This is a genomic window from Sporosarcina sp. Y838, assembly GCF_056786515.1.
On record NZ_JBXCJD010000002.1, the window covers coordinates 392,482 to 410,787 of the forward strand.

The window sequence follows — 18,306 nt, forward strand, 5'->3', positions numbered from 1 at the left end:
CGATGTCTATTTTCTATCTTAATTATGAATGAGCATTCAGTCAACAGATATTTTTAGATTAGATAGAAATTTAGTTTCGGTTTTGGTTTGATTGCTGATGGGTGGGTGGTTCGGGGTGGAATTCAGGCGGTTGGGGGCCGGGATTGGGCGGTTGCATGTCGGATACGGGCGGTAGCTCGCGCCGAATATACGATTCCGCTTCTTAATCATAGAAAAAACCTGCCAGAAATCTACAGGTTTCAAGTAATTATGATTAATTGATTCAACAGCCTACCGAAAAACGTTGCGGCCTCCTTTATTTTCGCTTCTGGAATGGCGAGGAGGACGACTGTTGACGGACCCGCTGATTTCAGTGGATCTAAAACAGTTTCAATGCGCGCATCTTTGATTCCGGTTAACAAACGGACTTCTTCTAAAATTCCGCTTGAGCCAACTGGCCAGATTTGATGGATGATTTCCTTTTTCATCGCCTCATGAATGAGGGAAACAGATGCAATTTCTTCCGCTTGTTCCCGCACTTCATCCCCGACTAGGGGCTTACCGTATGTAAACCAGGCAACTCTTTCTGTAGCTGGGGCCTCTCCTCGCTTCCCAATCATCGTTACTGCCATTGCTGATTGAACCAGCTCCATATTCGTTTCCGAACTGCCGCTAATTGACGGCACTTCAAGCCCTGCTTCAAGAATTAAATCCGTCACACCAGCCACGTAGTTCCCCCAACTGTCACTGCCGCTAAAATTATGAATTAGAATCGTAATAGGTTCCGCTCGCGTTGCCCATTGCTCGAGCAGCGTCACGCGAGCAGCAAAGTATGCCGTGATTCTGTCTGGCACAGTAACGAGATCGCCTGGTTTTTCACCAATACCGCCCGAATTATCGGTCGTCGCGATCATGCCATTTCCGATATCAATGGCATTCCTCACTTAAGAACACCCAAGCGCCCCGTCACGATATGCTGAAGTGACGGCATGACAACCGCCGCAACAACTGCGTTGACGATTGTAGCAAGCAATAGGAACGGTACTGCTCCTATGAAAAATGCTGGTGAAATTAGGAAATAAAACGGCAGTGGCGCAATCAAACCATTTGCCACTATGAAAAATAGCCATTTCGCAATCGGGCGCTCCGCTTTATGCAGACGTGCAAAGATGATAACAATGACGAACATTTCAAGTGCAATGAGCACGTGAAATGGACCTAAAGGAAAACCCGCATACATTGCAGAGGCTGTGTGCCCGAGCATTGCGGCTACCCCCGAGAAGACGGGTGGAAGAAAGGCAGCCGAGATAAGCGCAGGAACCGTATCGAGTGCCAACGAACCGATGCCAGACGGGATTTTTATCATTCCGCCAACGACACAAAGTGCGACAAACAACGCTGTCAATGTCAGCTTTTTCAACTGCATCGTTTAATCCTCCTTTTTCTTGTCAGTTCTGAACACTTTCGCGCTTCTTACATACTCATTATCAGGCACATTTACCCGTGAATTCGCAATGCGTGCAGCGACAAAAAGATAGTCGGAAAGTCTGTTCAAATAGCGTTGGACAACTGCAGGCACATCGTCTTCAGCTTTCAAAAGCGAAACTGTTTGGCGTTCAGCACGTCTCGCGACAGTTCGCGCAATATGAAGCGTTGCGGCAGCAGGTGTTCCACCCGGTAAGATGAACTTTTCCAAAGGCGGCGCTTCTTCCATGAGTGCATCAATACGTTGTTCAAGTACTTCCACCGGTTCTTCGGCTAATTTATAATGACGTTCTTTCATAACGTTTGCTAAGTCGCCTCCGCCATCGAATAATTCATTTTGAATGGCTTCTAAATCCGTCAGCATATCTGCAAAAATGGCAGGATCTAGTTCCGTCATTGCCTTCCCTACGAATGAATTCAATTCATCCATCGTGCCGTATGCTTCAACTCGAAGACTGTCTTTGTCGACGCGTCCTCCAATTAGACTCGTTTGTCCTTTATCCCCAGTACGTGTATAAATCTTCATTTAAAATCTCCCCTTTTCTTTAGTGGTTTTGCAAGGCCGTACCAAATTCGTGTCACGTCATCCGCTTCCGTGAGCAACCGCTGATAAAGCCGGCCGACAGTATCTCTTAACTTTCGCTGGTTTGCATCTATCGGAACAATTCCCCGTCCAATATCGGTTAAAATAAGTACTGTATCCTGTTGTAGCGATACGCTCTTCATTACATATTCAACTGCCGCTTCTTCCGGCAATTTTGTTTCAGCTAGCCACTTCTCAATTCCGGCTACAACGATTGTCTGGCTAGCATCCTGATTGACTGGATTACTAGCCTCTGGACAATTCCCTTCGAACCATTGAACGTTATGTTTACCTCGTTCCATCAGCCACTTTTTCACATAGTCCCGCTTGCCGTTATGGGCACCGCCGATAAATACGTGCATACTTTCCCCTCCTCGAATGCATTGTCACTTTTCCATTCAAGCCGGTACCCTGTTCCGTGGGGGACATTCCACGACCAGAACTCTTTTGCATCAGGTGAAAACTTCGTTAGAATTGCACGGATTGGTCCGCCATGCGTGACAACAACCGATTTGTTTGGCAATTGTTTCAGCGCTGCAACTACACGCATTTCTACATCCGCCAAACTTTCTCCATCAAACGGTGCAATCGCATAGGGATCGTCAATCCAATTCCTATAGTTCATGTTCTTTTCAAGTTGTGCGTACGTTTTCCCTTCAAATACGCCAAAATTACATTCTCGCCAACTAGTATCTGCTTGAAAATTGGCTTGTGGGAAATAGAGTGCCGCACTTTGTTTTGCCCGAAGAAGATCGCTACCGTAAACGTGTTGCGGCATGTCCGGTAGCATCCACTGCCGTTCGCTAGTTTCCACAATGGGTTCATCCGTCCAGCCAATGTACTTACGCTGTTGATTGCCTAAAGTTGGGAGATGCCGAATCAGATAAAGCACAAAACTGTGAGCCATAAAAGCGCCTCCAACCCTTCAATGAATGCACCGCACAAGTCACCACTAACACCTCCGAAATGTTTCACTGTCCATCTGCGGTATATGAACAATGCGACTATGAGCACAACCGCGAGGGTAGCGGGAATTACCATGTTCATCAAAAATCCGATCCCTACTAAAATCACGACACTACCGAGTAACGTCCATCCAATGACCGATTTTGATGACATATTCCCTTTAAAAAAGTGCGCGATTCCTTTATCTTTCGCGGGTCGTACAGTCGTGAAATACAGATTCATAGCAGCTCTCGCTAGAAAAGGGATGGCTATAAATAATGCACCATTTCCTATTTCACGCATTAAGATTTCATTGAACAAAGCGATTTTTAGAATGATTAGTAAAACGAGCGCCATCGTTCCAAATGCACCAAGGCGCGGGTCATCTAGAATTTCCAACCGTTTTTCACGATCTTTGTATGAAAAGAATGCATCGCCCGCATCCGCCCAGCCATCCAAATGTAAACCGCCCGTCAATAGGATACCCGTCAAAACAACCAACACAGCCGCCAGAAATGTGCCTATTTGCAAATCATTCAATAGGAGTTCTGACACGCCGTACATCGCAAGTCCAATTACCGCTCCAACGAAAGGAAGCGCCACATACATTGCCGTCACTTCTTTTCGGCCAAGTGGCAATTCTTTTCGTATGGGAATTGCGGTGAAAAACTGTACGGCAAGCAATAATCCGTTCATTGTGTCCCACCGGATTGTGAAATCACTTTTTTCATAAGCGGCCAGTTGAGATGTGATTTGACATGACTTGCCCACGCATCAAAGACGTCGACTCCCACAGGCGCATCCATAACTGGTCGGTCCATATCTTCCTCTTCGATGCCATGATCGACTTTAAAAGGAATAACGCCCGCCACCGGAATGCCCGTGTAGGTTTCGATGAATTCAATTCCATCTTGGAACAACGAGACATCGCCATGGAATTTGTTGATAATAATTGCTTTGACGCGCGCACGGTGTTCGGGTTGTAAGAGTTGTAACGTACCCACAATCGAAGCAATGGCACCGCCTCGATCGATATCGGCCACCAAAACAGCCGGCACATCCGCGATTTCCGCAACACGCATATTAACAATTTCTCTGTCATTGAGATTCACTTCAGCAGGACTTCCCGCGCCTTCGATGATAACTGTTTCATACATTTCCGACAGTTTGGCCAGTGACGTTTGAATTGCTTCAATTCCGCGGGTGAAAAATTGTTCCCGATATGCCATTCCGGCTACAGGTCCAAATTTTTTCCCGAAAAAGAGCACTTCTGATTTCATGTCTGCTATCGGTTTTAGTAAGATCGGGTTCATGTAAATCGACGGTATCGTTCGAGCGGCCGTTGCTTGTAAAAATTGCGCACGACTCATCTCTTGTCCATTTTCCGTAATTGCAGAAAAACCGGACATGTTTTGAGATTTGAATGGCGTCACTTGAACACCTTCGTCGGATAAAATACGGCAAAGCGCTGTACAAATCATTGTTTTTCCGGAGTCTGATGCTGTCCCCAGAACAATTAGTCCTCTCATACCGTCATCTCCCGCCGTTCATTTTTCCATACGACCGGAATACCATAGTCCATTTCTATCGCTCTATCCGCTTTTGCGACAACCTTTTGATGGATAGATCCCAGCCATTTTCGGTAGATTTCTGTTTCAGTGTATTCTGTCGGAAGCTCATCGAAGACTTCATTCGAAACGATTACCAGGTGAGCGGCTTTCGCTAAGAGTGCGTCGATAGTTATGTACAGTTGCTCTTCCTTCTGCTCCATACATCCTTTTTGTTCGATACAAGGTTGTCCTAAATCCCAGCCAACATATAACTCGTTTGCAAGCCACGTCGTCGCGCAGTCCCAAAGAATACAATCCCCTGAATGGATAGATGGCAATACGTCTTCCAACTTAGTAGGCTGTTCAAACGTCTTCCAATTATGAGCAATACGATCGACTATGTGCCGCTCGATTCGCGCCTGCATTTCCAAGTCTGTTGCGGTACCAGATGCAATATAGACAAGGCGTCCTCCGCTTTTTCGTACCTCATCTACAAGTGATTTCTCCGCGTAAGCACTCTTCCCACTTCGCACACCGCCGCTTACAAACGTCAGTTTTCCGCGAACCATTGCGACAACTCCTCCTTTAAGCGATTCATGGAAGCTTCGTTTTTCATGCCAATGCGCAACCACCTTCCGTCCATTCCTCTAAAGTTTTCGGAATGACGGAGAACAATTCCTCGCGACAGCATGTCTTTGTAAAGTTTCCTTGCATCCTGCCCTACCCCAGGTCTGAATGAAATAAAATTCGTGGTGGAATCTGTGACGGCGCACCCATTGTCCAGTAAAAACTGTTTCATATTCTCCCGCTCGTAATTACTATGCCTAATTGCATGCTCTCGGAATGATGCTTCTTGTAAACAAACTGCTCCAATTTGAGCCGCTAACCCATTAACGTTCCAATGCGGAGCCAGAGCTTTAATTTCCTGAATAACTGTCGGACTTGCCACTACATAGCCGAGTCGAATTCCCGGAATCGCATACATTTTCGTCATTGAGCGCACGACTAAAACATGCGGATTGTGCTTGATTGCTTGAATAGAGGAAAGGGATTCATCGACGAAATCGATAAAGGCCTCGTCTAATACGACGTCACATTCTAGTTCAGCGCCGTGGTCAATAATCTCCTTTAACTCCGCACGCGTCGGCATCATTCCGGTCGGGTTGTTCGGTGTGCAAAGGTATAAGACAGACGCTGATTTCATGGCATAGAGAATCTCATTCAACGGTAATTTAAATTCGTTTTCTTCCGAAGCGTGAATCCGAATAATCTCCACTTTTTTTGCTGTGAGTGTCGCCTCGTATTCCGAAAATGTGGGGTGTACGATGATTGCCTTCTTCCCTTGATATCGATTTGCCAGAAGAGCTAGCAGTTCGGCTGCCCCGTTTCCTGCAAATACATAATCCGTCGAAACGCCGTGATAATCTGCTGCCGCGGATAGGAACGGCTCCCCTTCCGGATTCGGATAAGCCGTCAGACTTCCGAGTAAATCCGGCCACATCTGTGTAATGGATTCAGGAGGTCCTGCTGGATTAACGTTTTCACTGAAGTCGAGCAGCTGTGCAGGCGGTTGTATTCCTAATTTTACGTATACGCTGTGCGGATTTGCACCGTGTTCAGGCAACTGCATAGAATACCACTCCAATCATTGTTAGTACCATCCAAAAAATGAAAGACACGACATGCATCTGTGTAATAGTTTGTTTGATATGTATTGCCGTCAGTGTACTGTTTCCTGGGCCGAGTTCTGGACGCTTTGATAGGACTTTCTGATAGGTACTCGCTCCGCCAAGTGTAACGCCAAGTTGCCATGCTGTTGCCGCTTCTAAAAATCCGCTGTTCGGGCTTGGATGTTTTCTTGCATCCTTACTCCATCCGGAAAACCGTTTCCCGAAAGGTATCTTGCCTTTATTCGGCGCATATAAAATGATTAATAAACCCGTTATGCGTGCTGGGATGAAATTCAATAAATCGTCTGCGCGGGCGGAAAACTTCCCGAATTTCTCGAAACGCTCGTCTTTGTAACCAATCATCGAATCGAGTGTGTTCACCGCTTTGTACATCCAGAGCCCGGGTGCTCCAAGTAAAAAAGCCCAGAATAAAGGGGATGTGACACCATCCGCAATGTTTTCGGATACCGTTTCCACAGTGCCGCGTACGATACCACTTTCTTTCAATTTGTCGGTGTCGCGACCGACAATCCAAGACAATTTCGTTCGTGCCGCTGGTAAGTCATTCTCAGAAAGCGGGAGATAAACGTCTAGCGCTGCTTCCCGTAAACTCTTCTGTGCAAGCCCGATGGCGATGAGTACTGATTCTACAAGAATCCCTATGTAGAGGTTGAATTGATAAGCCATTCCAACCAAAAAAAATACAATGGACAAAACAATTCCGACGGTGAGGAAAAGTGTAAATGCCCCTTTCAATGTACGGAATCGTCCTTTATTCAAAACTGCTGCCATTTTGGAAATGAACGTCCCAATCCAGCGGACGGGATGCGGCCATTCCGGGGGATCCCCAATTACCCTGTCTAGCAGAAAACCAATAGCGATGGCCATAAAATGTGCAGGAATCACGGCTTCCATCCTTTCGCCTTTTTGTATGCACGGATTGCCGTTACTGTGCAGTCATAGACGCCATGGCCAATCAGTTTCCCTAGTTCCGTGATTGGACCTGCATACGGAAGAAATTCGCCTTGCTGAGTCGACGCAACAAGCAGGCTATCTGTTGAAGTTCCCGTCGCAGTTGTGCCTGTGAGTGGATCCAGAATCGATTCCGTTTGAAGTGCTTTCACTTTCGCTTCCGTTGCAGTAATCATCGCTTGGATAAATGCTTCGTCTGGCAATTGACCATTGATAATCACCCAAGTATTAATCGTACCAACGCGGGGTTTTTCGTCACGCGTAAGTGCTTGCGAAACGTCTACAGCATTCCCGACTCCGGCTGTAACCGCAATAAGGATCGTGCCGAAATCGCCTTTGTATTCCTTGACTTCTGCATGCTCCGTTGTGACAGCAGTCATCATACCGACCGTTTCCGCCAGATGAAAACCTTGACTCTCGAGATAAGATGCATTTTCAGCTTTGACATCATCTACATTGTAATCAGCGTCAACATGCCGATTAACAAACGATCGATACCAACCCATTCCAGCATTGTGGACTGCAGAAGAGATTGTTTTCAACGGATGGTGTGTTCTGAGCGCAACATAGTTTGATGATATCGAAAAGTCTTCTCTTACGATGGTAAAAGGTTTCATTTCTTCATTCGTGTCTGGTAACAATGTAATTTGAGGCTTCGGTAGTTCAGGATGAGGCTGTGATTTGACACGCGCGCCATAAACAGACTCGATTTCTCCTTCTTTCACGACATCCTGCGGTGCACCGATTTTAACGATTTTCCCTTTATTCATCAACAGCAGTCGATCGCAGTACAATGACGCCAAGTTGATGTCATGGAATACAGAAATGACTGTCAGGCCTTTATCGATTGCCTGTTTACGAATCGTGTCCAGAAGTTGTTGCTGATGCGCGATGTCCAAGTGATTTGTTGGTTCGTCGAGCAATAAAATCGGCGCTTCCTGAGCAAGCGCTTGCGCTACGAAAACACGCTGTTGTTCACCGCCCGATAGCAATTCAATGGCGTTCCCAGCGTAGCGCGTGATTTCCATACTGCTCAATGCTTCTGTGACAGCACGCTCGTCTTCATCCGACCACGAAGAAAATAACCCTGACTGATGTGGATAACGCCCTAGTTCTACCGTTTCACGCACAGTGTGGGAAAATGCGACGGCATGCAGTTGCGGCAGGACTGCCACTTTTCTGGCGAATTCTTTTTGCGAGTAACTCGATACATCTTGACCTTCAATTTGGACAGAACCCGATTCCTTCGGGAGAATGCCAGAAATGATTTTTAACAGCGTTGATTTTCCACTGCCGTTTGGACCGAGTATTCCAAGTACTTCCCCTTTAGGGACATGGAACGTCACCGATTGCACGATTGGTTCTTTGCCGTAACCGCCGGAAAGATTTTCGACGTTTAACATGTCACATTCCTCCTGCCCTTCGTTGTTTATAAAAGATGAATGCGAAAACTGGCGCACCGATAAAGGCGGTAATTACACCAACCGGAAGTTCCGTCGGCGCAATAATCGTCCGCGCAATCAGGTCACAAATGATAAGCAATGTCGCACCATTCATGAATGATAACGGCAGTAGGTGGCGGTGATCCGAACCCCATAATAATCTTGTCATATGCGGAACTACAAGCCCAACAAATCCAATCGTACCTGACACCGCGACCGCAGAACCGGTAAGGATAGATCCCCCGATTAAAATGCTGAATTTGCGTCGTTTCACATTGACGCCTAAGTAATGCGCCCGTTCTTCCCCGAATAGCATAGCATTTAATTCGCGGCGGTTCAGCCACAACATGAAGGACCCGATGACAACAAACGGCAATATCATCGTTATGTAATTCCAGCCCCGCATCGATACACTGCCGAGAAGCCAACCAATAATTTGCCGCAACTCTTCTCCAGTAAGCGCAATCATCAATGACAAGACAGAACCGAGGAATGAACCAAAAATAATTCCAGTTAAAATAATTGTTTCCATCCTCATTGCACGGTCCACGAGACGTGCGAATCCGAGCACAAGGAACATCGTCAGTGCAGCACCGACCATACTGAATATAGGAAGCGTATAAGTGCCTAGAAACGGAATAGAAATACCAAAAAAGAGTGTCATCACAGCACCGACCGAGGCGCCGGATGACACTCCGAGGGTATATGGATCAGCGAGCGGATTTTTCAGCAGACCCTGAAAAGCAGCTCCTGAAATTGCGAGCGACGCACCAACAAGTCCAGCGAGTACGACACGCGGCATGCGAATCTTCCACAATATGTTTGAAGCTGTTGCATCCGCCCCAGCATTCCATAACGTACTAATCGGTATTTGCACAGATCCGATCGAAACACCGAGCCATACCGCCACAACAAGTGCGACGGCAGAAACGATGTAGGCAACGCTTGACTTACTCACCGAAAGCCTCTGGATAGATGGCTTTCGCTATTTCTTCTAGTCCGTCCGCTAGACGTGGACCTGTACGGCTTGTGATATTTTCTTTAACCTGTACCACTGCTTCTTCTTTGATAGCCGTAATAGAATCAAAACCTGGTCGTGCATAAACATCTGCGACGGCCGTTTCGATGTAGTCATATAACACAATAATCACATCTGGATTGCGGTTGACGATTTCTTCCGAATCTATCATGAACCAACCTTCTTGATCGGCCGCGATATTTTCCGCGCCAATCATTTCAAGCATTTGATCCATGAATGTATTTTTACCTGGTGTGTAAATTTCCGGAGCTGGTGATGTTTCAACGAAAACGGTCTTTTTATTCTCAACTTTTGCAGTTTTCGCTACCACTTCTTCGACTTTCGCTTTCATGTCTGTAACGATTTTTTCTGCTTCCACTGTTTTACCAGTCGCTTTACCGATTGTTTCAATCGTCGTATAAGTTTCATCAAAGTTTAATGCGTTTTTCACAACAAAGACAGTGATTCCTGCATCACGGATTTGTTGCAGTCCTTCCTTGCCCATTCCAAGTCCTGATTCATGTGCAAAAACGATTTCAGGTTGCATCGAAACGATTTTTTCGACGTTAAATTCCTGGCCGCCGATTTTCTCTTTTTCAAGTGCTTCTTCGGGATAATCATCGTAGTCGTTGACGCCGACGATTTCATCAGCAAGACCAAGTCCAAATAATATTTCTGTATTGCTTGGCATCATCGAAACAATTGTTGCTGGTGCTTTTTCTAACGTAATTTCATTGCCGACCGCGTCCGTTAGTGTCATTGGGAAATCAGCTTTGACCTCTTCTGCGTTTGGTGTTTCGTCCACTTTCGGCTTATCTTCTGTAGCAGTCCCTCCGCATGCTGCGAGCAGGAATACTGCAAAGACAGCCGTCAATCCCAATTGCCAAATCTTCTTCATGTTGTTTTCCTCCTGTTTTTTGCCAAATAAAAATCCCCCGCAATTGCTACGGAGGAATAAGTTGAGTAAAAATCTGGACGCACGGAGACGCCGATTTCCACCAATCCTATCCTCGTAGGGTACGTGTGATCCATAAAGGCAGGTCTCCTGGCTCGTGTTCAAGGCTTGTCGCGTCTTCCCGGATTGTTTCCAGTGACTCAATGCGACTTGCTCACACTTACAGTGGCGGGACCGCGCCGGCATTGAACCGGCTTCCCTTTTAACCCCGTCTTTTAAACGGGGCACCTTTATGTTTGGTATGTATTTTTTGTTCAAAATTCAGTATACTACATTTTTTTGCCTGTCGGTAGCATAACTTGTCGATATTCGGGCAACTCAGGGGGTTTTTGTCCATTACAAAAACCGCCACACCAAAGAGGCAAACTTCTTTGGCGTGGCGGTCATATTGAAAGTTAAGGAACGTCTGGACGGCGCCCTGCGCTTTTGTTTATTACATTTTTTCCGGTGCAGAAACACCAATCAGTTTCAGTGCGTTAGCAATCGTTGTGCGTGTGACTGTAATTAGCGCTAGACGGGCTTCCGATAATTCACGATTATCCGGATCCAACACTTTTTCTGCATTGTAGAAACTATGGAAAGTCGCGGCTAGTTCCTGGATGAACGTAGCAACACGGTGTGGTGAACGGATTCTTGCCGCGTCACTGATCACTTGCGGGAAGTCCCCAATTTTCTTCAGCAATTCCAATTCTTTTTCAGCTTGCAATAAGGAAACATGCTCAACAGAAGCAGACATTCCATTTTCTTCAGCCTGACGTAAAATCGATGAAATCCGTGCATGCGCATATTGTGCGTAGTACACAGGGTTTTCATTGGACTGGGAGATGGCAAGGTCGAGGTCGAAGTCCATTTGGGAGTCGCCCGAACGCATTGCAAAGAAGTACCGGACCGCGTCCAAGCCAACTTCTTCAACCAATTCACGCAACGTAACGGCTTTCCCTGTACGCTTGCTCATTTTGAATTTTTCACCGTCTTTATACAATTGAACCATTTGTACGACGCCGACTTCGAGTGTGTCGTCACCGTAGCCAAGTGCTTCGATTGCCGCTTTCATCCGCGGAATATAACCGTGGTGATCTGCGCCCCAAATATTGATAAGTTTATCAAATCCACGGAACAATTTGTCTTCATGGTACGCGATATCCGGTGTCAAATACGTGTAAGTACCATCGTTTTTAATGAGTACACGGTCTTTGTCATCACCGAAAGTTGTTGAACGGAACCATGTTGCGCCATCTTCTTCGAAGACATGGCCATTGGCACGTAATTTGTCGAGAGCAACGTCGATTTTGCCATTTTCATATAATGACGTTTCCGAGAACCACACATCAAACGACACACGGAAGTTGGCAAGGTCCGTCTTTAACTTCTCTAATTCATGAGCAAGGCCGTATTCGCGGAAGAATGCATAACGTTCTTCATCTGGCGTGTTGACGTATTTATCGCCAAATTCAGTTGCTAGCATTTTCCCGATATTAATTATATCCGGACCTTGGTAGCCGTCTTCCGGCATTTCTTTATCCAAACCAAGCGCTTGGAAATAACGTGCTTCTACAGATTTCGCGAGGTTGTGCACTTGATTACCCGCGTCGTTAATGTAGTATTCACGCGCTACATCGTAGCCTGCAAAATCGAGAACGTTGGATAGAGAATCGCCAAGGGAAGCTCCGCGTGCATGACCAAGGTGAAGGTCACCTGTTGGATTGGCAGAAACGAATTCGACTTGGACTTTTTGTTTATTGCCGAAATTTGAACGACCATAGTTTTCGCCTTGTTCAAGAACGGTCTTGACGATGCCTCCTAAGTAATCCGTTTTTAACTTGATATTAATAAAGCCGGGTCCTGCAATTTCAATCGATTTGATGGCAGTGTCTTCTGTATTTAACTTTTCAAGAATCGCTTCTGCAATTACACGTGGTGGCTTTTTCGCCAATTTTGTCAGTTGCATCGCAATGTTGGTTGCGTAATCGCCATTGTCTTTGTTATTCGGTGTTTCAAGCATAATGTCCGGTATCGCTGTTTCTTCCGCCAGACCTGCGTCAATTACTGCTTGACGCAATGCATTTTTCACTTCTTGTTGAATTTGTTCTACTGCATTCATAGTGTTCCCTCCGTGTATGTAATAGTAAGTTTGTACGTTCCGAGAAGCGATCCTTCTGCATGCAACTCATAGTTGACATTGAAGCGACCTCCTGAATTGTCCTCTTCTTCCGTAAAAGAAAGCTCTTCCGTTTTGACAACCAAATTGAAAGTCGCTGGACCACTTTCATATGAACCGACACGTTCACCTGTTGCCATGAACGGAAGCCTCATATTGACTGCACCCCGACGCATTATAAGTGCATCTTCAGAATCGAGTTTAACAATTGTCTGAATTTGTTGGTCACTTTGTGTTTCTTCATATTTCAAATAGGTTTTTCCTGCTTTTTCAATCAGTAAACCTGTTGCGGTCAATTCATGTTTCTCCTCGTCTTGGTCCGGATGCCGGATTGACGAATAGAGCCGGATCAACACGTTTCGGTCTTTTTTCCGCGATTCCATACGCTCACCGTCCTAGTCATAAAACATCTTCTCATTATATCCTTTTACCAGTCTACATTTCAATCTATCCGAGTAAAGCAAGTTTTTACGTGTGTACCGTTTAATCTGTTTGCATGCGTCGCATACTAGATGGAATGACATGGACGGGACGGGATCGTATGCGACGGACAGTGTATGTAAAAGAGAAAAAAAAACGGACGACGACACGACGGCTGTTGCTATTATCCGTTACGATGCTGATGGCGGCGCTAACCGTATTCATATCGCTCAGACTGTATGCACAGATTACAGGGGCCCCTTCTTTAAGTGTGCCTAAAGCTTCTGTCTTTCTCGATAAAAACGGTAGGCAAATCGGCGATCGTTTTTCTGCGGAGCGGCGGTACTGGGTTGGTCTTGACGAGATGTCCCCTTTTCTGATTGACGCAGTCATTGCAACGGAAGACAAAAACTTTTATAACCACGACGGCTTTGATTATAAACGGATTGCAGGAGCTCTTTTAAAAGATGTGAAAGCAGGAAAAAAAGTTGAAGGTGCCAGTACGATTACCCAGCAGTATGCGCGTAACTTGTACCTGACGTTTGAAAAGACATGGAAACGAAAGATTCATGAAGCGCTGTATGCATACCGAATGGAAGTATTTTATGATAAAGATGTCATTTTGGAAGGATATATGAATACTGTTTACTTCGGCCATGGGATGTACGGAGTTGAAGCAGCAAGTAATTTTTATTTCGGAAAATCCGCAAAAGACTTGACGCTTGAGGAGTCTGCTGTCATTACGGCAATAGCGAAAGGGCCATCGATCTATTCGCCGGTTGATAGTCCTGAAAATTCGAGGAAACGGCAATTGCTTGTTCTTTCATTGATGGAGGCACAAGGATATATTACGGCGCGGCAGGAAGAACGGGCAACAAACGAAGCCATCACGTTAAAAAATCGTGAATGGGCTGATTCGAAGCGCATTGCACCTTACTTTTTGGATGAAGTATGGCGAGAAGCGGAAAAAGTGCTTACCGCGAAAGGACGCTATCCCGCTGAAGGCGGCTGGACAATACGCACAACGTTGGATCCCCTTCATCAGCAAACCGCAGAGGAAATGATTGAAAAATGGATGCCCGACAGCGGATTACAGGTCGGTTTCATGTCAATCGAGGCTGGAACGGGAGCCATCACGTCTCTTGTAGGTGGAATAGATTACACTGAAAGTCCGTTCAATCGGGCGACACAAGCAAAACGCCAACCCGGCTCTGTGATGAAACCTATTTTGTATGCGGCTGCACTGGAAGATGGATTTAGTCCACTGACGTTTTTATCGACTGAAAAGACTATTTTCACGTATGATAACGGCCGCTCGACATATGAGCCAAACAACGTAAACGGTAAATTTGCAGGACACCCCTTATCCCTAGCGCAGGCACTCGCTATCTCTGACAACATCTACGCCGTAAAGACACTTGAGGATATTGGCTATAAGAAATTCAGCAAAATGGCAGAACGTCTTGGTGTCAATGGCGATTTTCCAGAATCACCTGCAACGGCACTCGGCACTTCCCTCGTCACTCTTTCCGATATGACGAATGCCTATAATCGGATTGCATCGGGCGGGGTTGAAACTGTACCAACAACGATTCTATCCATAACAGATGCAGATGGAAAAACGGTATATGAGCGTCCCAAAAAGAGTACAAAACACATCATGAGTGAACAGGATGCATTCGTTCTTTCTCACTTGATGACTGGCATGTTCGATCCCGTGTTCAACGATTATTCTACATCAACAGGATTATCAATGCGGCAAAAACAAACACGTCCTTATGCTGCCAAATCTGGAACAACGATTTCCGATCAATACCTGATTGGTTATACGCCTTCGCTGACAGCTGGCATCTGGACGGGATTCGACGTCGGAAAGCAACTGACCGATGCATCAGATAAAGCGGCATCGAAGAAAATATGGATTGACTTTATGGAGACAGTCCATCGCGGAAAAACGGCAGAACCGTTCATCCCACCAGAAGGTGTAAATGGCGTCATCGTTGACGTTGACACGGGCGGAATTGCAGTTAACGGTTGTGACAAGCAAAGGCTGGTCTATGTGAAAGAGAAGGATATGCCACAAAAGTTATGTACGGATAAAACGCTAAGAGAACAGCGCTCTTCAGGTAAAGCTGACGACAAGAAATTTGAGCTGTTCCCATTTTCGTTTTTTGAGTAGGGATTGGGCGGTCCGCACTCTACTTCGAGCGGTCGACATTGTCATCAAAATCAAAAAAGCTATCCAATCCCAAATCAATTCGGGGTTGGATAGCTTTTTTACCAGTCAAGGCCTCCTGTTAAAAGGTGTATCACGCTTGGGTTTGTTTGATACGGTATTTATCAGGTAATGCACGATTCCGGTTGTCCTAGCTTACAACAGCAAGCTATGATGTTAGTTTACTTCTATTCAAGCTGACATTCAACCTTGGAAGTCAAAGTCTACAAAATTTGTCGTTTTTTGTTCACAATCCAGGTGAGTCTACACTTAGACCGATATGCAATTTCGGTTCGCTTCGATCCCACATTTCCTTATTATGATTTGCAAGGAAGTCGGCAAGGATTTGCTTTGATTTATCATCCATGTGGTCGACAATGATATTGCGTTTCATCGATTTGTCCATCCGATTGACGTGATCGGCGAGTACTTTATAGCCCCGACGTTTTTCACGGTTGATGACCATTTCACAAGCTGTGATGCCGGCATAGTAAGGTCCTTCTTCTCTGAAATCGATTGTCACCCAGACAAGCCAGTAGGGTTTTCCACCTTCTGAATCTTCCCGGTTCAGCGTAAACTTGATACCCCGCTCCGTGTCGCTTCTTGCGTGCATCGCGCCAATTTCGATCTGTGCGACCCCTTCTTCGACGTCGATAATAACTGGCGACACGTTTTCAAGAGACAACGATCCGATTCCATATCCACCATGACCGTCAGTAGGATCATCCTTTATAATTGTAAAACCCAATTTCTGCTTCGGTTTTTTTTCATTTGGCATTTCTTCGTCCCCTCCAAATCTGATACTATATATACTATACCCAATAACTACAGGGAGGGGGAAATGAAATGCCAATCGTCACTGTAAAAATGTTGGAAGGTCGCACGGATGAACAAAAACGTGCGCTTTGCGATAAAGTAACACAAGCAGTCACTGAAACAACAGGTGCACCTGCTCAAAGCGTCACAGTTATCATCGAAGAGATGGTAAAAAACCATTACGCTGTTGCTGGAAAACGTTTAAGCGATCAATAATTAGCAGAAAAAAGGCTATGCCCTTGCGGAATTTTTCCGTGAGGGCATAGCCTTTTTTATTTTTAGATCGCACACTTCTGCATTTCACCGATGAAATCGAATGCAGCAGCCATCTCCGTGTCGGAGAAGTTCAGTTTACTTTTCACGATATGGACTTTGGCAATTTGCTCATCTTTTGCGAGATGATCGAAGTAGAGCAGTGTTGAAACTAACTCTAAAAAACGTGAACTTTTTACATTCATGCTATCGATACAAGTTCCAAGATTTTCATGAGCGTTGTCAGCTGTCTCAAGAAAATGCTGCCCTTCCTCTGTTACCTGGTAGCTGTATTGGACGTAAGATCCCTTATCTATGCATTGTTCCGCTAGAAAGCCCATCTCACGCAGTTCTTCTACGCGCAACGTTAATTCCTCTGAATAAGGTCCATACATGTGGAGCTCGTATTTTTCCGCAAACGGGAAATTCATTTTTTTTGCGATATAAATCATTTTTTGTAATTTTTTTCTGCCAGTCACTTCATTCGCGATTGAAATGAACTGCACAATTTTTGCGTGTTCCTGTAACAACTTAACCTCTCCTAACCTTTCAACATATGTAAAATCTGTCCATACAGTGGATTTTGTTCTTTTCCTGCCTCCAGCACATCTTCGGGGAAATAGATTTTATGGTCTGTCCGTCTTTTACCTGAAATCGCATCCACCACATCCGATGAACGTGACAACTCGCTCAACTCGCCATTTGGCATTTGTAAAAAGATCGGCAAACGTTCATTTTCTTCGCCCGGGCCGTAAAAGTCATAGGGCAAGTCAGACGACGAATCTGTCACGAGATAATACGCGGGGTCAATTCCCGCGTCTTTGAATAATTGTTCGAGTACACTGATTTTGCGGTATTCTGTTGCCGGATCAAATTCCGCATACTGAAAGAGTTTGCGGTTGATGAAACGATAGCAAAGATCCGCTAAAATAGAGTCGTCTTCCTTCATCCAAATCTGGAAATAGGTCAATAATATACTTTCATCAAGTGCTATATAGTCTTCCAGAACAATAACTTTATCGAAAAATGAACGGAAGTGGGTAGGCTCTTGTTTAAAGACATATCCCAATTCATGCAAATGTTTTGCCCGATGTAAGATTTTCGTTAAAATGACTTCAGCGCTGCGCGATACCGGGTGGAAATAAACCTGCCAATACATCTGATAGCGGCTCATTATATAATCTTCCACGGCATGCATGCCGCTGTATTTAATGACGGCCTGGTCTTCAGTTGGCCTCATGACGCGTAAAATCCGTTCCATATCAAAATGCCCGTAGGACACCCCTGTAAAATAGGCGTCACGCTGTAAATAATCCATTCTGTCCGCATCAATCTGGCTTGAAATCAAACTGACCACAAGCTTATCGGGATAGGTTTTACCGATAACGTCAGCCACTTTTTGCGGAAAATCAGGTGCTACCCGGCGAAGTACTGCATTCACTTCCGTATCCCCCAGCAAAATTGCTTGCGTAAATTGTTCATGGTCAAGATTGAACACTTTTTCAAAGGCATGTGAAAATGGACCGTGCCCGAGATCGTGCAGCAGCGCCGCACACATCGTCACTAGTCTTTCATCGCTGTTCCATTCAGGACGACCACTAAAACCATCGTCAATGATACGCCTGATGATTTCATAGACGCCCAGCGAATGGTGGAATCGGCTATGCTCCGCCCCGTGAAATACGAGATAGGTTGTCCCTAGTTGTTTAATACGGCGAAGGCGCTGAAATTCACTTGTACCGATCACGTCCCAAATCACCTTGTCGCGCACGTGTATATAGCGATGCACAGGATCCTTGAATACCTTTTCTTCTTTCAGTTTTTCATTTTTGTATTCCATCGTGCA

20 protein-coding genes and 1 riboswitch are annotated in these 18,306 nt (G+C 45.5%); of the genes, 2 read left to right on the forward strand and 18 right to left on the reverse strand.

Features of this window, described 5'->3' with window-relative positions; translation table 11 throughout:
- Positions 1-239 precede the first annotated feature (239 nt).
- From AC1TO4_RS04510 to AC1TO4_RS04580, 15 genes are all read right to left on the reverse strand, one after another.
- Positions 240-923 (reverse strand): hypothetical protein, encoded by a 684-nt coding sequence (locus AC1TO4_RS04510; protein ID WP_482104338.1) that lies wholly within the window; start codon positions 921-923, stop codon positions 240-242.
- Entirely contained in the window at positions 920-1,405 is a 486-nt protein-coding gene (locus tag AC1TO4_RS04515; protein ID WP_482101148.1) for an ECF transporter S component, read from the reverse strand. Before AC1TO4_RS04515 ends, AC1TO4_RS04510 begins: the two co-directional genes overlap by 4 nt.
- 3 nt (positions 1,406-1,408) lie before the next feature.
- The gene (locus AC1TO4_RS04520; protein WP_482104339.1) at positions 1,409-1,990 is read right to left on the reverse strand and encodes a cob(I)yrinic acid a,c-diamide adenosyltransferase; all 582 of its coding nucleotides are present in this window, start codon (positions 1,988-1,990) and stop codon (positions 1,409-1,411) included.
- Positions 1,987-2,409, reverse strand: a complete 423-nt coding sequence (locus tag AC1TO4_RS04525) for a bifunctional adenosylcobinamide kinase/adenosylcobinamide-phosphate guanylyltransferase (protein WP_482104340.1) — start codon at positions 2,407-2,409, stop codon at positions 1,987-1,989. The genes AC1TO4_RS04520 and AC1TO4_RS04525 overlap by 4 nt, the downstream gene beginning before the upstream one ends.
- Positions 2,361-2,954 carry a histidine phosphatase family protein gene (locus tag AC1TO4_RS04530; protein ID WP_482104341.1) on the reverse strand — a complete coding sequence of 198 codons (594 nt, stop codon included), beginning with the start codon at positions 2,952-2,954 and terminating at the stop codon, positions 2,361-2,363. The genes AC1TO4_RS04525 and AC1TO4_RS04530 overlap by 49 nt, the downstream gene beginning before the upstream one ends.
- On the reverse strand, positions 2,927-3,688 hold the full coding sequence (gene cobS / locus AC1TO4_RS04535; RefSeq protein ID WP_482104342.1) for an adenosylcobinamide-GDP ribazoletransferase: 762 nt from the start codon (positions 3,686-3,688) through the stop codon (positions 2,927-2,929). The genes AC1TO4_RS04530 and cobS overlap by 28 nt, the downstream gene beginning before the upstream one ends.
- Positions 3,685-4,521: a cobyric acid synthase gene (locus tag AC1TO4_RS04540; RefSeq protein WP_482104343.1), complete on the reverse strand. Its 837-nt coding sequence runs from the start codon at positions 4,519-4,521 to the stop codon at positions 3,685-3,687. The genes cobS and AC1TO4_RS04540 overlap by 4 nt, the downstream gene beginning before the upstream one ends.
- Positions 4,518-5,111 (reverse strand): bifunctional adenosylcobinamide kinase/adenosylcobinamide-phosphate guanylyltransferase, encoded by a 594-nt coding sequence (locus tag AC1TO4_RS04545; protein WP_482104344.1) that lies wholly within the window; start codon positions 5,109-5,111, stop codon positions 4,518-4,520. The genes AC1TO4_RS04540 and AC1TO4_RS04545 overlap by 4 nt, the downstream gene beginning before the upstream one ends.
- Positions 5,093-6,172: a pyridoxal phosphate-dependent aminotransferase gene (locus tag AC1TO4_RS04550; RefSeq protein ID WP_482104345.1), complete on the reverse strand. Its 1,080-nt coding sequence runs from the start codon at positions 6,170-6,172 to the stop codon at positions 5,093-5,095. The genes AC1TO4_RS04545 and AC1TO4_RS04550 overlap by 19 nt, the downstream gene beginning before the upstream one ends.
- A complete protein-coding gene (gene cbiB, locus AC1TO4_RS04555; RefSeq protein ID WP_482104346.1) occupies positions 6,159-7,127 on the reverse strand; it encodes an adenosylcobinamide-phosphate synthase CbiB in 969 nt (322 codons plus the stop codon). Before cbiB ends, AC1TO4_RS04550 begins: the two co-directional genes overlap by 14 nt.
- Positions 7,115-8,587, reverse strand: coding sequence for a heme ABC transporter ATP-binding protein (locus tag AC1TO4_RS04560; protein ID WP_482104347.1), 1,473 nt, complete (start codon positions 8,585-8,587; stop codon positions 7,115-7,117). The genes cbiB and AC1TO4_RS04560 overlap by 13 nt, the downstream gene beginning before the upstream one ends.
- A gap of 1 nt (position 8,588) precedes the next feature.
- Positions 8,589-9,584, reverse strand: a complete 996-nt coding sequence (locus tag AC1TO4_RS04565) for a FecCD family ABC transporter permease (RefSeq protein ID WP_482104348.1) — start codon at positions 9,582-9,584, stop codon at positions 8,589-8,591.
- Positions 9,577-10,542, reverse strand: coding sequence for an ABC transporter substrate-binding protein (locus tag AC1TO4_RS04570; RefSeq protein WP_482104349.1), 966 nt, complete (start codon positions 10,540-10,542; stop codon positions 9,577-9,579). The genes AC1TO4_RS04565 and AC1TO4_RS04570 overlap by 8 nt, the downstream gene beginning before the upstream one ends.
- A 120-nt stretch (positions 10,543-10,662) precedes the next feature.
- A riboswitch (cobalamin riboswitch) is annotated at positions 10,663-10,846 on the reverse strand.
- A 186-nt stretch (positions 10,847-11,032) separates the two neighbouring features.
- Complete coding sequence (gene argS, locus AC1TO4_RS04575) at positions 11,033-12,700, reverse strand: arginine--tRNA ligase (RefSeq protein WP_482104350.1); 1,668 nt, start codon at positions 12,698-12,700, stop codon at positions 11,033-11,035.
- Positions 12,697-13,140, reverse strand: coding sequence for a YwiB family protein (locus AC1TO4_RS04580; RefSeq protein WP_482104351.1), 444 nt, complete (start codon positions 13,138-13,140; stop codon positions 12,697-12,699). Before AC1TO4_RS04580 ends, argS begins: the two co-directional genes overlap by 4 nt.
- A 158-nt stretch (positions 13,141-13,298) precedes the next feature.
- Here AC1TO4_RS04580 and AC1TO4_RS04585 point away from each other — a divergent pair, with 158 nt between their 5' ends.
- On the forward strand, positions 13,299-15,356 hold the full coding sequence (locus AC1TO4_RS04585; protein ID WP_482104352.1) for a transglycosylase domain-containing protein: 2,058 nt from the start codon (positions 13,299-13,301) through the stop codon (positions 15,354-15,356).
- Between the two features lie 283 nt (positions 15,357-15,639).
- Here the strand turns inward: AC1TO4_RS04585 and AC1TO4_RS04590 are convergent, their stop codons facing one another.
- Entirely contained in the window at positions 15,640-16,170 is a 531-nt protein-coding gene (locus tag AC1TO4_RS04590; protein ID WP_482101162.1) for a YwhD family protein, read from the reverse strand.
- 68 nt (positions 16,171-16,238) lie between these two features.
- Between AC1TO4_RS04590 and AC1TO4_RS04595 the strand changes: the two genes are divergently transcribed.
- On the forward strand, positions 16,239-16,424 hold the full coding sequence (locus AC1TO4_RS04595) for a 2-hydroxymuconate tautomerase (protein ID WP_482101163.1): 186 nt from the start codon (positions 16,239-16,241) through the stop codon (positions 16,422-16,424).
- Between the two features lie 62 nt (positions 16,425-16,486).
- On the opposite strand, the gene AC1TO4_RS04600 is transcribed toward AC1TO4_RS04595, so the two are convergent.
- Positions 16,487-16,990, reverse strand: a complete 504-nt coding sequence (locus AC1TO4_RS04600) for a YwgA family protein (RefSeq protein ID WP_482104353.1) — start codon at positions 16,988-16,990, stop codon at positions 16,487-16,489.
- Between the two features lie 11 nt (positions 16,991-17,001).
- On the reverse strand, positions 17,002-18,300 hold the full coding sequence (locus tag AC1TO4_RS04605) for an HD domain-containing protein (RefSeq protein WP_482104354.1): 1,299 nt from the start codon (positions 18,298-18,300) through the stop codon (positions 17,002-17,004).
- Positions 18,301-18,306: the final 6 nt, after the last annotated feature.

What these genes read in the sequence shown, in the direction of transcription:
- AC1TO4_RS04590 (WP_482101162.1), bottom strand. Translation starts at nt 16,170, where the DNA reads ATGCCAAATGAAAAAAAACCGAAGCAGAAATTGGGTTTTACAATTATA.
- AC1TO4_RS04530 (WP_482104341.1), bottom strand. Translation starts at nt 2,954, where the DNA reads ATGGCTCACAGTTTTGTGCTTTATCTGATTCGGCATCTCCCAACTTTA.
- AC1TO4_RS04585 (WP_482104352.1), top strand. Translation starts at nt 13,299, where the DNA reads ATGCGACGGACAGTGTATGTAAAAGAGAAAAAAAAACGGACGACGACA.
- AC1TO4_RS04525 (WP_482104340.1), bottom strand. Translation starts at nt 2,409, where the DNA reads ATGCACGTATTTATCGGCGGTGCCCATAACGGCAAGCGGGACTATGTG.
- AC1TO4_RS04605 (WP_482104354.1), bottom strand. Translation starts at nt 18,300, where the DNA reads ATGGAATACAAAAATGAAAAACTGAAAGAAGAAAAGGTATTCAAGGAT.
- AC1TO4_RS04580 (WP_482104351.1), bottom strand. Translation starts at nt 13,140, where the DNA reads ATGGAATCGCGGAAAAAAGACCGAAACGTGTTGATCCGGCTCTATTCG.
- AC1TO4_RS04550 (WP_482104345.1), bottom strand. Translation starts at nt 6,172, where the DNA reads ATGCAGTTGCCTGAACACGGTGCAAATCCGCACAGCGTATACGTAAAA.
- AC1TO4_RS04515 (WP_482101148.1), bottom strand. Translation starts at nt 1,405, where the DNA reads ATGCAGTTGAAAAAGCTGACATTGACAGCGTTGTTTGTCGCACTTTGT.
- cobS (WP_482104342.1), bottom strand. Translation starts at nt 3,688, where the DNA reads ATGAACGGATTATTGCTTGCCGTACAGTTTTTCACCGCAATTCCCATA.
- AC1TO4_RS04540 (WP_482104343.1), bottom strand. Translation starts at nt 4,521, where the DNA reads ATGAGAGGACTAATTGTTCTGGGGACAGCATCAGACTCCGGAAAAACA.
- AC1TO4_RS04570 (WP_482104349.1), bottom strand. Translation starts at nt 10,542, where the DNA reads ATGAAGAAGATTTGGCAATTGGGATTGACGGCTGTCTTTGCAGTATTC.
- AC1TO4_RS04595 (WP_482101163.1), top strand. Translation starts at nt 16,239, where the DNA reads ATGCCAATCGTCACTGTAAAAATGTTGGAAGGTCGCACGGATGAACAA.
- AC1TO4_RS04560 (WP_482104347.1), bottom strand. Translation starts at nt 8,587, where the DNA reads ATGTTAAACGTCGAAAATCTTTCCGGCGGTTACGGCAAAGAACCAATC.
- argS (WP_482104350.1), bottom strand. Translation starts at nt 12,700, where the DNA reads ATGAATGCAGTAGAACAAATTCAACAAGAAGTGAAAAATGCATTGCGT.
- AC1TO4_RS04545 (WP_482104344.1), bottom strand. Translation starts at nt 5,111, where the DNA reads ATGGTTCGCGGAAAACTGACGTTTGTAAGCGGCGGTGTGCGAAGTGGG.
- AC1TO4_RS04520 (WP_482104339.1), bottom strand. Translation starts at nt 1,990, where the DNA reads ATGAAGATTTATACACGTACTGGGGATAAAGGACAAACGAGTCTAATT.
- cbiB (WP_482104346.1), bottom strand. Translation starts at nt 7,127, where the DNA reads ATGGAAGCCGTGATTCCTGCACATTTTATGGCCATCGCTATTGGTTTT.